This window comes from uncultured Phenylobacterium sp., assembly GCF_902826855.1.
Taxonomy (GTDB): Bacteria; Pseudomonadota; Alphaproteobacteria; order Caulobacterales; family Caulobacteraceae; genus Phenylobacterium.
The window spans coordinates 1-14,289 of the sequence record NZ_CADEGK010000016.1; the positions used below are offsets into that span (position 1 = coordinate 1).

Here is a 14,289-nt window from a genome sequence, read left to right on the forward strand (position 1 = left end):
ATCGGAAAGCAGATCGCGGCCGTGCAGGCGCGGCTCGATGACCTCGCTGACCGGTCGGTTGACGGCGTAGTTGATGCTGAAGAACGCGCGCTCTGCGACCGCCTCGCGGATCTCGACACCCGTCTCACCTGGACCAGACCGCAGTCCCTGGCCGGGGTGTGCCTCCTGGTCGCGCAAATCGGAGTGGTGGCTGACATGCTGGGGGATGAGGCTGACCCGGTGCGACGCGAAGCCGACCTGCGCCAGGTGCAGCGGCTCGGTCGCCTTGCGATCGACGGGCTGGAGCGGCTCGGGGGGCTGGACCGCGCGGCGATAGGAACCGCGATGAAGGTGGTCGACGCGCCGGATTTCTGGCCGTTGGTCGAGCCAGTAGCTTGATCCTCAAAAGGCCGAGGCGGAGGAAGGGCTGGGGACAGCATGCGGTTCTACCACTTCACGGCGGAGGAGAACCTTCGGGGCATTGCTGCAGAGGGGCTTAGGTTCGGCGACGTCCCAACCTCGCCGACTGACGGAGTGCAGGCCGTCTGGCTCACGACGAGCCCCGACTCGGCTGGCCATGGACTACCTCGGGTCTCGCGAGTGATGACCGAGGCTGAACGCGCCATGCAGCAAGCTCGACTTGGTGTGCCGGTGCCGGCCGGCCTATTTTGGCCTGACAAGCAACGCTTTCGGTTTTCAATAGATCTAGAGCCGGACTTGGCGCTAGCTCAATGGAGTGAGTGGGCGGTGCTTCGAGGTATCCCCCGCAGCTGGCGCAAGACACTGGAGCGTGCAGGTGGTCGCCAAGCGAAGACCTGGTGGCTGTATTTCGGAACTATAGCACCGGAGGCCTTAGGCGGTGGCCCGATCGACTTACGCACGGGGCTCGTGTGGCCGGGTTGGCCCGATGTGTTTTGAAATTCTATGACGCAGGGGGCGCGCACGGCGTGCGCGCCCAGGTCGCTTGCTCTAGCCTGAGGCCATGGCGAAGCCTCTGAAACGCGGCCTGGCGCCGAACCACCCCGGCGAGATCCTGCGGCTCACGGTCCTGCCGTCGCTGCTGACCGAGCGCGACATGCCCAAGGGCGCGTTCGCCGAGCGCCTGGGCGTCAGCTACGACGTGCTCGACAACCTGGTGAGCGGCAAGACGAACATGACGCCGTCGCTCGCCCTCCGCCTCGGCCGCGTGCTCGGCAACGAGCCGCAGTTTTGGATGAACCTCCAGGCGAACTACGACCTGTGGAAAGCGGAGGCGGCGATGGGCGAGCATCTGGCGGCATTGAAGCCCGTCGGGAAGCTGAAGGCCTGGTAGGCTGCGCCGCGGGCGGCTGCACGAGGGGGCGATATCGAGAATCCCCACCAGCTGTTGCGGTCCTTCGTATTGCTTCGCGCTCTTTCGTGGGTGCAGCATGCCCGCCTCGAAGATGGGGCGGGCGTGGCCATGAAGCTCGACGACTATGTGAAAGAGACGCTGCTCTCGATCTCACGCGGAGTGCGCGCCGCTCAAGAGGACCCAGACCACGGAGAACACGTGGGGCGAGTGCCGGTGACGAGTACCCAAGACCTCCAGGGGAACACCGTCACTACTGTTAGCTTCGACTTGTCCACGACCAGCGAGGACAAGGGGAGCGTAGGAGGCGGCATCAGCGTCGTTCCCTTCAGTGCTAAGGCGGAGTCGTCCAGCGGTAGCAGGGCCGCGAACCGCATTCAGTTCTCACTGCCGTTGGCAATCCCGAAGCCACAGGCCCAGCGGAATGATGACGATGCGCGGCGTCAGCGCGAAAGCGCCGCTATTCGGCGGAGGCCGCCTAGCGACTTCGGTTAGCTGGCGGGCTCAGGGTCCACGCCAGCACGGCCGCGCCCCGATACCACCCCAGCGGCTCCCCGCTGCTTCGCTGAGGCTCGGTGGACACGCCGATCCGGTAACCGCGCGCAACGTCCTGCAGCCCCGCAGGCACGTAGCCGCCGCGGATCTCGCCCACTAGGTCCAGGACCCGCGCGAAGCCGTCGGGCGTCCCTCCGAGGGCCTCCAGCGTGTAGGCGATCTCCATGGGCCCGCACGTGCGCCAGGCATCTCGCGGCGCCCACTCGTGCATGAGCCGGTCTCGGTCCCAGAACTCGGCGGCGCTCTCGCTCATGCAACGAACGAATACGGAACGGCTGGTGACAGTCAACTGACGGGATCACCTGGCCGCGGTGGCGGCCTCGGTGCGCCTTAAGCCGGCAGCGGCTCGTCGCTCAAGATTCGCAGCAGTTCGACGCCGTAGCTGCTCAGGACCGCGCGGCCGATGAAGACGGCGCGTTCGCCTCGACTGCCATCACGATCTCGAATGCAGCCGAGATCCGCCAGCCGATGAAGCGAGATGTCCGCCTCCTCTCTGCTGATGCCGAGTAGATTGGCCGCGATGATATAAGCATTTTCAGAGCTGTCCTGGCCTCGCTTGAGGTCGGGGACGCGCAGGAGCACGAGCGCGTCCACCGGATCCAGGCTCTTCAGCGTGTCGAGGAACGTCTGCCGCACGCGCTTGCTGCGCGCCGGGTCCATCGCCGCGGCCAGGAGCCTCGCCCAGAGGTCCAGCAGCTCTTCGCGGCTTTCGTCTGCTGCATGCTCAAGCAGCGGGATCGCGACGCTCAAGGACACCGGTTCCGGATCGACGCCTCTAGCGTCAAGACGCTCTTTGGCGGCGCGGCCGAGGTTGATCATGTTTTCGACGCGGCGGGCGCGTATCCAATCGGCGCCCAGCAGACCGACTAGGTCCTCGGGGAGGGAGCCTAAGATACTCGTCAGGTAACCGCCCAAAGCCTTCGCCGAGTCGAGCCCCTTACCCCCCAGCTTGAAGGCCTCCTGGAGAGCCTTCGCCTGTTCGTCCGTCACGGGGATCAGGCTGCCGCCTGCGGGTTCGCTCACGTCAGGCCAATTCAGCTGGGGGAGGGGGCAGCACTGGCGCGTGCGGCTGGGCCGCGATCTTCGCCGGCAACTCGAAGGCCACCTCGAAGAACAGTCTGAGGAAGTCGACGTGTTCGATGGCTCGGTCCATGTCGGCCTGCAGGTCGTGAGTCGCGTCGGAACCTTCCTCCCAGAGCTCCTGCGCCCAGGCCGCGATGCTAGCGGTGAGCAATCCGGCGGTAGCGAGATTATTGATACGTTCGCGCCGTCCACCTGTGGTTTGGCCCAGACCCTTGAGGGCTACGTCTAAGCACGACCTCGCGCCGCTCATAATCCCGGGGGCGTTGCGACGCCGCCCTGCGTCCTCCTGGACGAACCTGAATGCGTCAGCGACCAAGGTTGGTACATGGCGGAAGGTCGCCGAGCCAGGCGCGGAATCTGGGACGGTCTCGATCATCACGGTGCGCAAGGCCACGTCGGTCTCGTTGGGCCCACTGTGTTGCCACACCGCAAAGAGCGTACCCCCTGGTGACTGGGTCGTGAGGAGCACGGCGAAGGGCATTTGGCAGGCCGGGCAGACGGCGGCCGAAGCGCAGCAGCTCGCGTTGCCACTGTTTCCACTCGGGATCGACCTACGGGCATCCGACCACCACTTGAGTGGTTGTGCTAAGGGCATGCGCTCAGTCGCGCCACATATCGGGCAATTCAGACGCGCAAGGGGCAGTGCCATAGCCGGAACAAGCAGGTGGCCCGCCGGAGAGTCAACGGTGGCGCTTCCTCTGCCGTGTGATGCAGCCTGACGAACACGGGGTAATCGACGATGGCGAACAGCCTGAGGGGCACGACGGGCGGAGGAAAACAGCTTCGGGCCCTAGCCTCGAGGATCCCCGCTGACACCGACTTTCACGGCATGGTTCTCGGCCTTGAGCAGCCCGGCCACACAGTGGCATCCCGCGACAGGTACATAGCCATCGTCGGATCTGGCGCCGTCGAATACGCGCTCCAAACCGCAATATCTAAGCACCTCACTCCAACCCTTAGCTCGAGCGAGCGGGAGACGCTATTCCAGCAGACCATTGGCGATTTCGCTCGTCGAATCGCCATAGCCCGCGGGCTAGGAATTGTGAGCGCCGAAAATGCGCTTGAGTTGAACCGTCTGCGGGTGGTTCGAAACGCCTTTGCTCACACCGTCGCGCCGGTGACGTTTGACGACCCCGCGGTTGCCGACGTGATGCATAGAGTTTGGCACATCCCGGTGGCCAGTTGGGACACGTACTTCTTCACCAGCTTCCCCCTACACCGCCAGTACATCATCATCTGCGCCGCCTTCTACAGCTACCTAGACGGGTACCTCCCCGGGCAAATGCCCCCGCGGAGGGCCGAGCGCAAACCCGCAGCCGAGGGCGACGCGAGATCTTAGCTGGCGACTGGGGTCAGTCGAATTTGGGACGCTTGAAGTCCGACGCAGCGTCGCCATATCGAGTGCGGCGGCGACAGGATCACCCTGATCCCCACGGTTTCTGAACACCCTCTGTTTACACGGTGCACATAGCCGATAGGTCGTGGGGCCTGACACCATTCGGGACCTGGCGTCGTCAACCTAGCCGACTTTGACGCGCTTCTTGTAAGGTCGCCGGGCGCATATGGCGTGGCCTCGACCCTACTGCCGGGCGACCAAGTTCCAGTTGCCCCGCAAGAAAAATGCTTAGGCCGAGCACTTTCCCCTTGCGGCCTCCTGGCGGATCGCTTCATGGATTGAAAAGTGCTCTTGCTGAGGCGCTTTTCGAATGTCGATGATCGAGCCATCGCTCCGCTTTTCTGAGGTCGCTGCGGCAGCGCTTGTTACGCCGAAGTCACTTCGCAACTGGCTTCAGCGGTATCCGGTAGAGCTGTACTCCGTCACGCCCGAGGGGCGTGATTGGCGGCGGTTCTGCCTTGCTGACTTGGCAGTGATTTCGCTGGCGCGTCACCTCTTGCCGTTCACTGGGGCCGTAGAGACGGCGAGCGCGGCGGCCAGGACCATCCTGAGGCACATGCAGGGTGAGGACTGGCTGCACGCCTCGCCTAGTGGCTTTTTGAGCTTTTGGATGGTCCATCGCTACGTGGTGCTGCTCCCTAGCGGTGGCCCAGGCGACTCTCCTCCGACGCGCGCCCAGTGGACAATATCGATCCCTGAGCCGGGGCGGCCGCCGCTGGTGGACGCGCCGGCCTACCTCACCATTGTTCCGTATGCCGTCCTGTCGCCGGCCTTCGAGCGGGCTGGCGCAATACCGGCCTCCTCGCGCCCGACCAGGCCGGGGCCAGTGCGGAGCGCGGAAGGGTGACCCGCGCCGACGCGCTCCCCCTCAGCCTGCCGCCGCGGGGCCTTGGTCGCGAGATCGCCGCGCAGTACCTCGGCGTCAGCGTCGGCAAGTTCGACGCGATGGTGGCGGACGGCCGGATGCCCGCACCGAAACGGATCGACGCCCGCAAGGTCTGGGATCGCGAGGCGCTTGACCGTGCGTTCTTCGCCCTGCCCGAAGACGGGGAGGGGGAGGGCGCCTCCGGCAATCCGTGGGACGGCGCGAAATGAAGAGGCGACCCAAGGGCGTCAGCTCCTACCGAGATCGCCACGGCAAGCTGTGGTGGAAGTATCGAGCCAAAGGCGTGAAGAGCGCCCAGACGCGGGCCTTGTTCGACTCTGCAGAATGGTGGGCCTGGTACTCTGCCGCCGCGAACGGCCAGCGCGCTTCGCTGGGGGCGGGGTCCGACCGCACTAAGCCGGGAACCCTAAACGCCTTGGCCGTGGCCTACTACACGTCGGCCGATTGGAAGCTGCTCAGCAAGACTACGCAGACCACCTATCGGGGCATCATCGACCGCTTCCGCGCCCAGCACGGAGATAAGCCTCTGCGGCGTCTGCAGGCGCAGCACGTCCGGGCGATGATGGACGCCCGTGCCGACACCCCGGCGGCAGCCAACAACCTCTTGAAGGTGTTGCGCGCGATGATGCGGTTCGCGGTTGACCGGGCGATGATCACGATCGACCCGACGGCCAACGTGAAGCCCCTGCGCTACAAGAGCGACGGTTTCCACACCTGGACCGAAGATGAGATCGCGCGCTTTGACGCGCGCTGGCCGCTCGGCACCCAGGAGCGGCTCGCCAAGGATCTTCTGCTCTACACCGCCCAGCGCAGCTCGGACGTGCGCACCATGGGCCTGCAGCACGTCAGGGGCGGTGTCGTGAAGGTCAAGCAGCAGAAGACTGGCACCAGTCTCGAGATCGGGCTGCACCAAGCGCTGCGCGCCTCGCTGGCGGCGCGGCCGACTAACCAGTTGACGTTCGTCACCACGCCGTCGGGCGAGCCCTACACGGCCGCCGGCTTCGGCAACTGGTTCAGGGAAGCGGCGCGCAAAGCGGGTCTCCCGGTTGGTGTCTCGGCCCATGGCCTGCGGAAGGCCGCGGCGCGTCGCTTGGCCGAGGCCGGGTGCACAGCTTCCGAGATTGCGGCGATCACCGGTCATCGCACCCTGAAGGAAGTGTCCCGCTACACCCAGGCCGCCGACCAGCGAACCATGGCTGACGCGGCCATGCTGAAGATCGGCGGCGGGACGCAGGGAGAACAAAATCTGTCTAACCTTGGGAACGGGTTAGACAATGCGGGGGTCAAGTAGTTGCTTTCGCATCGAAAATTAGGCGGGGTGGCGGACGGGGTGGGATTCGAACCCACGGTGGGCTTTCACCCACGGCGGTTTTCAAGACCGCTGCCTTAAACCACTCGGCCACCCGTCCGGGAGGCGGTGTCTAGCAGACGAGTGACCGCGGCTCAAAACGCAACACCCAGTTAACCCTGTTGCAAGCTTCCGCGCCGACGATCGCCGGAGAGTCGGAGACCGGTGATGGCGAATTCCATGAAGCTTGGGCGGAAAGCCCGCCTTGTCCTGCTGTTGATGGCGGGAGCTTCGCTTTCGGCCTGCGTGACGCCGAAGTATTCCACCCGGGCGACGGGACCGGGCGTGGGCGCGCCGGCGCCGGGGAAGGGCGGTTACAAGGTGGGCGCCCCCTATCAGGTGGGCGGCATCTGGTACGTGCCTAAGGAGGATCCGAACTATGATCGCACTGGGATCGCCTCCTGGTACGGCGACGCCTTCCACCTGAAGGCCACCGCCAACGGCGAGGTCTTCGATATGAACGCGGTGAGCGCGGCTCACACCACCCTGCCGCTGCCATCCATGGTGGAGGTCACCAATCTCGACAATGGCCGCAAGCTGGTCCTGCGGGTCAACGACCGAGGCCCGTTCGTGGACAACCGGATCATCGACCTTTCCCGCGAGGCGGCCCGCCAGCTGGGCGTCGAGCGCGCCGGCCTGGCCAGGGTGCGCGTGCGCTACGTGGGCCCGGCGCCGCTGACGGGACCGGACGCGGGCGTGCGCTACGCCGCCAGCAGGCCGCTTGCCACGCGCATGGCCGCGGCGCCGCTGCGTCCCGGCCCGGTGCGGTCGGGACCCGATTCGGTGATGGCGCTCGCGTCGAACGAGGCGCCGCCGCCGATGCGGGCTGCGCCACCGATGCGGGCTGCGCCGTCCGCCGGTGCGATCAGCGCCCAGGAGCTGCCGCCGCTGACTGGCGCCGCCTACATTTCCTCCGCCCCGATCGCCGGCCCGGAGCCTGCGCCCACGGTGCTGGCGCGGACCGGAACGGCGAACTCGGCCCTGCGTGTCCAGGCCGGCGCCTTCTCCAGCGAGACCAACGCCCAGCGGGCGGTCTCGGCCCTGGCCCAGACTGGGCGGGCCTCGATCGAGCGGATGCAGCGCGACGGCATGACCTATTATCGCGTCACCCTGCCGGCCCCCGCCGACGAGGCGGCCGCGTACGAGCTGCGCGACCGGGTGGCCGAGATCGGCTTCGCCGACGCCAGGGTGGTGCGCACCTTCTAGACAACGGGGCCGAACACGCCATTTTGGCGGCGTGGCGCGCGGTCGGTTCATCACGTTCGAAGGCGGGGAGGGGGCCGGGAAATCCACCCAGGTCCAGCGCCTTGCCACGCGCCTGAAGGCCCAGGGCCGCGACCTGATCGCAACGCGGGAACCGGGCGGTTCGCCCGGCGCGGAGAGCATCCGCGACTTGGTCCTGAGGGGTGAGGCGGACCGCTGGAGCCCGGTCACCGAGACGCTGCTGATGTACGCCGCGCGGCGCGACCACGTGGAACGCGTCATCCGGCCTGCCCTGGAGCGCGGGGCCTGGGTCGTTTGCGACCGCTTCGCCGACTCCACGCGGGCCTACCAGGGCGCGGCGGGCGGAACCGATCCGGACCTGATCGCGGCGCTGGAGACCCACGTCTTGGAGACCACCCGACCTGACCTGACCCTGGTCTTCGACCTGCCAGTCGCGATGGGGCTGGCGCGCGCCCATGCGCGGGCCGGCGCGGAGATGCGGTTCGAGTCGAAGGGGACGGCCTTCCACGAGCGGCTGCGTGAGGGTTTCCGGGCCATCGCCGCGGCCGAGCCGCAGCGCTGCGTCGTGATCGACGCCACGGGGTCCATGGACGCCGTCGAGGCGCTGGTGTGGGCCACGGTGGCCGGACGGCTTGCGGTCCATGGCTGACACCGCAGTCCCGCATGCCCGCGAGGTTTACGACCTGCAGGGCCAGGAGCCGGCGGAGGCGGCGTTCGAGGCGGCCCGCGCGCGCGGGCGATTGCACCACGCCTGGCTGCTGACCGGACCCGAGGGGGTCGGCAAGGCCACCTTTGCCTATCGCGCCGCGCGCCGGCTGCTGGGCGGGCTGAACGACCCGCGCTTTGGCATACTTGGCGTCGATCCGGAGCACCCGGTGGTCCGCCAGGTGGCCGCCCGCAGCCATCCCGACCTGCTGGTGCTGGAACGCGAGGGTCCGGACGGCAAGGCGCGCCGCGTGATCCCCGTGGACGACGCGCGGCGGTTGGGCGAGTTCTTCTCCAAGTCGCCGGCCAGCGCCCCGCACCGGGTGGCCATCGTCGACGCGGCAGACGACCTCAACCCCAACGCCGCCAACGCCATCCTGAAGACGCTGGAGGAGCCGCCGCCGCATGGGGTGCTGCTGATGGTGTCCCATGCGCCGGGGCGGCTGTTGCCGACCATCCGCTCGCGGTGCCGCCGGCTGGCCTTCCAGCCGCTGGGCGTCGAGGCAACCGCCGCCTTCGTCCGGGCGCGGACCGAGATGAATCCGGAGGAGGCGCTGCGGCTGGCGCACATGGCGCAGGGCGCGCCGGGCCGGGCGCTGCAGCTGGCGGCGACGAATGCGCTTTCCCTGGACGACGCGGCCCGCGAGCTTATCTCCGGGCTGCCGCAGGTGGACGAGAGCCGGGCGCTGCAGCTCGCCGAATCGTTCCGTGGCGGGGCCGGTGCGGCGCAGTTCCAGCTGCTGTTCGAGCGGCTGTCGGACCGGGTGCATTCGCTGGCCATGGACCGGGCCGGGCAGGGTATCGGGCCGCTTGATCGCTGGGCCGACGCATGGGAGACGCTGCAGCGCCTGCCGCGCGAGGTGGAGCAGCTCAACCTCGACCGCGCCGACGCGCTCTACACGGCCCTGGGGGAGCTCCGCCGGGCCGCCCAAACCTAGATCCGGCGAATGATCATCGACAGCCACGTCAACCTGCACGCACCTCAATTCGACGAGGACCGGGACGCCGTGATCGCACGCGCGCGTGCCGCCGGGGTCGGGCTGATGGTCAACATCTGCGACCGGGTCTCCAACTTCGCCGCATGCCGCGCCATTGCCGACGAACCCGACATCTGGGCGACCGTCGGCACCCATCCGCACGAGGCCAAGGAAGACCCGGACCTGGCGCCTTCGACGCTGGTGGACCTGGCCGCTGACCCGCGCGTGGTGGGGATCGGCGAATGCGGCCTCGACTTCCACTACGATCTCAGTCCGCGCGATACCCAGGCGCGGGTGTTCCGCGCCCACTGCGCCGCAGCGCGCGAGACTGGCCTGCCGCTGGTCGTCCATACCCGCGAGGCGGATGAGGCGATGGGCGACATCCTGGAGGACGAACACCGGCGCGGGGCGTTCCCGATCCTGATGCACTGCTACACGTCCGGCCCTGAATTGGCGCGGCGGTGCGCCAACCTGGGCGCCTGGTTCTCCGTCTCCGGCATCTCCACCTTCAAGGCGGCCGAGGACGTTCGCGCGGTGATCCGCGACATGCCGGCCGAGCGGATCATCATCGAGACCGACTGTCCGTATCTTGCGCCCGTGCCGCACCGGGGCCGTCGCAACGAGCCGGCCTACGTCCCCCACGTGCTGGCCAAGCTCGCCGAGGTGCGGGGCTGGAGCCTGGACGAGGCGGAGGTGCGGACGACGGACGCATTCTTCGCCCTGTTCCAGCGGATCCCGCGGCCATGAGCGGGACGCTGGAGATCACCATCCTGGGCTGCGGGTCGTCGGGCGGCGTGCCGCGCGCCGACGGCGACTGGGGACTCTGCGACCCGGCCGAGCCGAAGAACTTCCGCACGCGCTGTTCGCTGCTCGTCCGGCGGCTGGGGGAGGGCTCCCAGGGTCCCGCGGAACAGACCACCGCGCTGATAGACGCCTCGCCGGAGCTGCGGCTTCAGACCGCCAAGGCCGGGGTGAAGCGCGTGGATGCGGTGCTGCTGACCCACGACCACGCCGACCAGGTGCACGGCCTGGACGACGTGCGCGCCTTCTACCTTCGCCAGCAGGCGCGCATTCCGTGCTGGATGGACGCCGCCACCGACGCCACCATGATGCGCCGCTTCGGGTACATCTTCGAGGGTGAGGGCGGCTATCCGGCGATCTGCGACCGCCACGCGATCCCGGCGCACGGCGAGGCCTGGCAGGTGGCGGGGCCGACCGGCGCTATCCCGGTGGCCACCTTCGACCAGGACCACGGGGGCGTGCGTTCGGTGGGCTATCGCTTCGGCGGCGTGGCCTATTCCAGCGACGTGGTGAACCTGGACGAGGCGGCGTTCGCCGCGCTGGCGGACCTCGACATCTGGATCGTGGATGCGCTGCGCCGCCGGCCGCATCCGACCCACGCGCATCTCGACCGCGCGCTGGAATGGATTGCACGCGTGAAGCCGCGCCGTGCGATCCTCACCAACATGCACATCGACATGGACTTCGGCCAGCTTACAGCCGAGCTGCCGGCCGGCGTGGAACCGGCCTACGACGGGATGGTCGTCCTGCATGACCTGAAGGCCTAAAAGCGTGGTTGCTCAATCTCTTAATGTTGGTTTCCTCGCGTCCGGAAACGGCTCCAGCGCACGCGCCATCGTGGAAGCAATGTCCGACGGACGGCTGAAGGGCCAGGCCCGGCTGCTGGTCAGCAACAAGAAGGACTGCGCGGCCTTCGCCTGGGCGGACGCCAAGGGCGTGCCGCGGGTCTGCATCCCGACCATGACCGATCCTGACGGCGCCGACGAGCGGCTCGCCAAAGTACTGGCCGCACACGGCGTGGAACTGATCGTGCTCTCGGGATACCTGCGCCGGCTTGGACCCAAGACGCTCGGCCGGTACGCGGGCCGTATCCTGAACATCCATCCCGGACCGCTGCCGCAGTTCGGCGGCGAAGGCATGTACGGCGCACGCGTGCACCAGGCGGTGATCGCCGCCGGCGTCTCCGAGAGCGCGATCGTCGTCCATGTCGTGGACGAGGTCTACGACCATGGGCCGGAACTGGCGCGCCGGACCGTGCCCGTGGCGCCCGGCGACACACCCGCCAGCCTGGAGAACCGGGTGAAGGCGCTGGAACCCGGCTTCTTTGTAGAAACGCTGACCCGGATCGCGTCGGGGGAGTTGATCCTGCCTTAGAACCGGAACGTCGAATTTCCGATAATCTTCCTTAGGCGCAAACTGTCACACAGAAAGTCCGGGCGACCGAACAGCGGCAGTACGCCCCTTCCGCCGCTAAGCCGAGGCTGCCATCGGTTCGGCGTCGGCGTCGGCGTCGGCGTCGCGGCCCATTCCGGCCAGGCGGGAGATTTCCGCGAGGAGCGCGGTTGGCGAAATCGGCTTGCCGATGACCCCATCCATGCCGGCGCCCAGGTAGATATGCCGCTGGTGGCTAAGCACGTTGGCGGTGAGCGCGATGATCGGCGTGGCGGCCGCCGGCCCATCCAGGGCGCGGACTTGGCGGGTCGCCTCCATTCCGTCGATCCCAGGCATCTGGATGTCCATCAGGATCAGATCGAAGCCGCCGCGAGCGGCCGCCTGTACGCCGCGTTCGCCGTCCTCGGCGGTCTCGATGCTGGCGCCCAGGCTTTCCAGCATCTTGGTGGCGATCATCCGGTTGGTGGGGTTGTCCTCCACCACCAGAATCCGCAGGCCCTCCAGCACGGTGGCCCCGCCCAGGTCTATGGCCACCGGCGGTTCACTCAGCGGTGCGGCGATCTCGAACCAGAAGGTCGAGCCCTGCCCCGGCGCCGAGACCACGTCGGTCTCGCCATCCATCAGTTCCACCAGCGTGCGGGTGATCGCCAACCCCAGGCCTGAGCCGCCGAAGCGTCGTGTGGTGGAAGCGTCGGCCTGCTGAAACCGCTGGAAGAGCCGAGCCTGCGCTTCCTCAGCGATTCCAATGCCGGTGTCCTGTACCTCGAAGCGAAGGCGCATGCCCTCGGCCGAGGGCCGCGCGGCCGCCCGCACGGTCACCGAGCCCTCCGCGGTGAACTTCACCGCGTTGCCCATCAGGTTGAACAGGCACTGGCGAAGCCGGACCGCATCGGCCAGCACCCACGCCGGGAGGCCGTCCATCTCGACGTTCAGCGATAGTCCCTTGGCCTCGGCCTGCGGCCGCAGCAGTCTGGCCACGCCTTGCACCACCGCCGCGGGATCGGTCGGCTCGCAGGAGAGCTCGAGACGCCCGGCCTCGATCTTGGAGAAGTCCACCACGTCGTCCAGGAGCGCCTGCAGCATCGCGCCGCATGCCAGCGCCTCGTCGATCAGCGCTCGCGCCGCCTGGGGATCCGGCTCGTCCTTCAGCAAATGCAGCACGCCCAGCACGCCGTTCATGGGCGTACGGATCTCGTGGCTCATGTTGGCCAGGAAGGTGGATTTGGCCTCGGCCCCTGCCTGGGCCGCCTTCTCGGCCTCCACCAGCGCCAGTTCTTGGCGCTTGCGTTCATCGATGTCCAACAGCAGGCCCACCGACCGCAGCCAGCGCCCGTCCTCGGTCATCTCGAACTGGAGGTAGAGGCGCGTCCAGATCGACTCGCCGTCCGGGCGCAGCATCCGTGCGTCTATCGGCGGCGGCTGCCCCTGCCCGCCCCATTGCAGCGTCATGCCCAGGACGGTGTCCGCATCGTCCGGGTGGACGATCGGCCAGACCGCCGAACAGGCCTCTTCGAAGGTCATGGTCCGACCGGTCAGGGCCAGGAATTCAGGTGACGTCCAGACCTGCCCGGCCTGGTAGTCGACCTCGATAACCGCGCCGCCGGCCGACCGCAGAGCGAGGTCCAACCGCTGGCTGTGGCCCTCCGACTGCGCCCGCGCCGCGGCCGCCGCCTCCAGCGCCTCCACGAGTTCCGTCACATTCTGGGAGATGCCGTGCACCATGCGGCCGCCGTCCAGGCGAGTCTCCAGCCAGATGTGGCAGCGGACGTGGAGCCAACGGCCGGAAGCCGCCTGGATCCGGTGGTCCATCGGCTCGGTGCCGCCCTCCCGGACCACCTTGTCGATCGTCGCCAGAACGCGGGGCAGATCCTCAGGATGGCACGCAGAGCGGCGATCCTCGCCCGTGGTCATGTCCACGCCTTCGCCCGCCAGGATCGAGCGCCACTCCGGCGAGTGATGGAAGACCTTCGTATCGGGGTCGAAGCGCCAGATGCCGATGCCGGCGGTCTCGCCGAGGCGCGAGTGGCCCTTCTGGACGCGCTCCATCTCCTCGGTCCGCAACCGCTCGGCGGTGACGTCGCGCAGCATGCCCATGATCTCGCCGCATGAACCGCGCCGGGCGTAGCCTTCCAGCCAGACCCATCCGCCATCTCTGTGGGCCAGGCGGAAGGTCGTGCACGCTGTGCCGGTCAGGACCACCTCGCGGCCGATTTCCCGTACCGCCTCTTGGCTGTCCGCGTGGATCAAGGTCATCATCGGACGACCGATCAGGTCCTCGTGGCTCCAGCCCGTCACCGTGCCCCAGGCTGGATTGACCGTCGTGAAGCGGCCTTCGGCGTCGACGACCGCGAACAGGTGGTCGGCGTTCTCGAAGAACCAACTGGCCGTGCGCGCTTCAGCGGCGCTCGGCGCGTTGGCCGCTGACAGTACGGCTTTTGCATCGTTGGGCATGGACGTCCCCGCGCGATTTCGCCCGCTCTCTCCTTTGGCGGTTTCGACCCCTCTACCAGAGAGTTATGCACCGAAGACTTAATGCTCCCCGAGGCGACGTACGGGACCGGCCGGCGGGCATGAGGCCTGCCTGGATCTTCCTGTGCAATCGGGTGAACCGGA

General features: G+C 67.7%; 15 protein-coding genes and 1 tRNA gene. 11 read left to right on the forward strand and 5 right to left on the reverse strand.

Annotation, left to right across the window (positions count from 1 at the left end; all coding sequences use genetic code 11):
- Window positions 1–378 (forward strand): hypothetical protein (locus QZV94_RS04145; RefSeq protein ID WP_293676542.1); only part of this gene is annotated, 378 nt, incomplete at its 5' end.
- A gap of 583 nt (window positions 379–961) precedes the next feature.
- Window positions 962–1,291: a HigA family addiction module antitoxin gene (locus tag QZV94_RS04150; protein WP_293676543.1), complete on the forward strand. Its 330-nt coding sequence runs from the start codon at window positions 962–964 to the stop codon at window positions 1,289–1,291.
- A gap of 496 nt (window positions 1,292–1,787) precedes the next feature.
- Here the strand turns inward: QZV94_RS04150 and QZV94_RS04155 are convergent, their stop codons facing one another.
- The 3 genes from QZV94_RS04155 to QZV94_RS04165 form a co-directional block, all read right to left on the reverse strand.
- A complete protein-coding gene (locus tag QZV94_RS04155; protein WP_293676544.1) occupies window positions 1,788–2,117 on the reverse strand; it encodes a hypothetical protein in 330 nt (109 codons plus the stop codon).
- 77 nt (window positions 2,118–2,194) lie between these two features.
- Window positions 2,195–2,887 (reverse strand): Abi-alpha family protein, encoded by a 693-nt coding sequence (locus QZV94_RS04160; protein WP_293676545.1) that lies wholly within the window; start codon window positions 2,885–2,887, stop codon window positions 2,195–2,197.
- Window position 2,888: 1 nt separating this feature from the next.
- Window positions 2,889–3,098: a hypothetical protein gene (locus QZV94_RS04165; RefSeq protein ID WP_293676546.1), complete on the reverse strand. Its 210-nt coding sequence runs from the start codon at window positions 3,096–3,098 to the stop codon at window positions 2,889–2,891.
- Between the two features lie 588 nt (window positions 3,099–3,686).
- Between QZV94_RS04165 and QZV94_RS04170 the strand changes: the two genes are divergently transcribed.
- From QZV94_RS04170 to xerC, 3 genes are all read left to right on the forward strand, one after another.
- The gene (locus QZV94_RS04170; protein WP_293676547.1) at window positions 3,687–4,286 is read left to right on the forward strand and encodes a hypothetical protein; all 600 of its coding nucleotides are present in this window, start codon (window positions 3,687–3,689) and stop codon (window positions 4,284–4,286) included.
- 900 nt (window positions 4,287–5,186) lie between these two features.
- Window positions 5,187–5,438 (forward strand): XRE family transcriptional regulator, encoded by a 252-nt coding sequence (locus QZV94_RS04175; protein WP_293676548.1) that lies wholly within the window; start codon window positions 5,187–5,189, stop codon window positions 5,436–5,438.
- Window positions 5,439–5,650: 212 nt separating this feature from the next.
- The gene (gene xerC, locus QZV94_RS04180; RefSeq protein ID WP_293676549.1) at window positions 5,651–6,520 is read left to right on the forward strand and encodes a tyrosine-type recombinase/integrase; all 870 of its coding nucleotides are present in this window, start codon (window positions 5,651–5,653) and stop codon (window positions 6,518–6,520) included.
- A gap of 28 nt (window positions 6,521–6,548) precedes the next feature.
- On the opposite strand, the gene QZV94_RS04185 is transcribed toward xerC, so the two are convergent.
- Window positions 6,549–6,638 (reverse strand) — tRNA-Ser (locus QZV94_RS04185).
- Between the two features lie 107 nt (window positions 6,639–6,745).
- On the opposite strand from QZV94_RS04185, the gene QZV94_RS04190 reads away from it, so the two are divergent.
- The 6 genes from QZV94_RS04190 to QZV94_RS04215 are packed head-to-tail and all read left to right on the forward strand — an operon-like array spanning window position 6,746 to window position 11,658.
- Window positions 6,746–7,783 carry a septal ring lytic transglycosylase RlpA family protein gene (locus tag QZV94_RS04190; protein ID WP_293676550.1) on the forward strand — a complete coding sequence of 346 codons (1,038 nt, stop codon included), beginning with the start codon at window positions 6,746–6,748 and terminating at the stop codon, window positions 7,781–7,783.
- 31 nt (window positions 7,784–7,814) lie between these two features.
- The gene (gene tmk, locus QZV94_RS04195) at window positions 7,815–8,450 is read left to right on the forward strand and encodes a dTMP kinase (RefSeq protein WP_293676551.1); all 636 of its coding nucleotides are present in this window, start codon (window positions 7,815–7,817) and stop codon (window positions 8,448–8,450) included.
- Window positions 8,443–9,444 (forward strand): DNA polymerase III subunit delta', encoded by a 1,002-nt coding sequence (locus QZV94_RS04200; RefSeq protein ID WP_293676552.1) that lies wholly within the window; start codon window positions 8,443–8,445, stop codon window positions 9,442–9,444. Before tmk ends, QZV94_RS04200 begins: the two co-directional genes overlap by 8 nt.
- Window positions 9,445–10,230, forward strand: coding sequence for a TatD family hydrolase (locus QZV94_RS04205; protein ID WP_293676578.1), 786 nt, complete (start codon window positions 9,445–9,447; stop codon window positions 10,228–10,230).
- Window positions 10,227–11,051, forward strand: a complete 825-nt coding sequence (locus tag QZV94_RS04210) for an MBL fold metallo-hydrolase (RefSeq protein WP_293676553.1) — start codon at window positions 10,227–10,229, stop codon at window positions 11,049–11,051. Before QZV94_RS04205 ends, QZV94_RS04210 begins: the two co-directional genes overlap by 4 nt.
- 4 nt (window positions 11,052–11,055) lie before the next feature.
- Window positions 11,056–11,658 carry a phosphoribosylglycinamide formyltransferase gene (locus QZV94_RS04215; RefSeq protein ID WP_293676554.1) on the forward strand — a complete coding sequence of 201 codons (603 nt, stop codon included), beginning with the start codon at window positions 11,056–11,058 and terminating at the stop codon, window positions 11,656–11,658.
- 96 nt (window positions 11,659–11,754) lie between these two features.
- Here the strand turns inward: QZV94_RS04215 and QZV94_RS04220 are convergent, their stop codons facing one another.
- Window positions 11,755–14,127, reverse strand: a complete 2,373-nt coding sequence (locus QZV94_RS04220; RefSeq protein ID WP_293676555.1) for an ATP-binding protein — start codon at window positions 14,125–14,127, stop codon at window positions 11,755–11,757.
- Window positions 14,128–14,289: the final 162 nt, after the last annotated feature.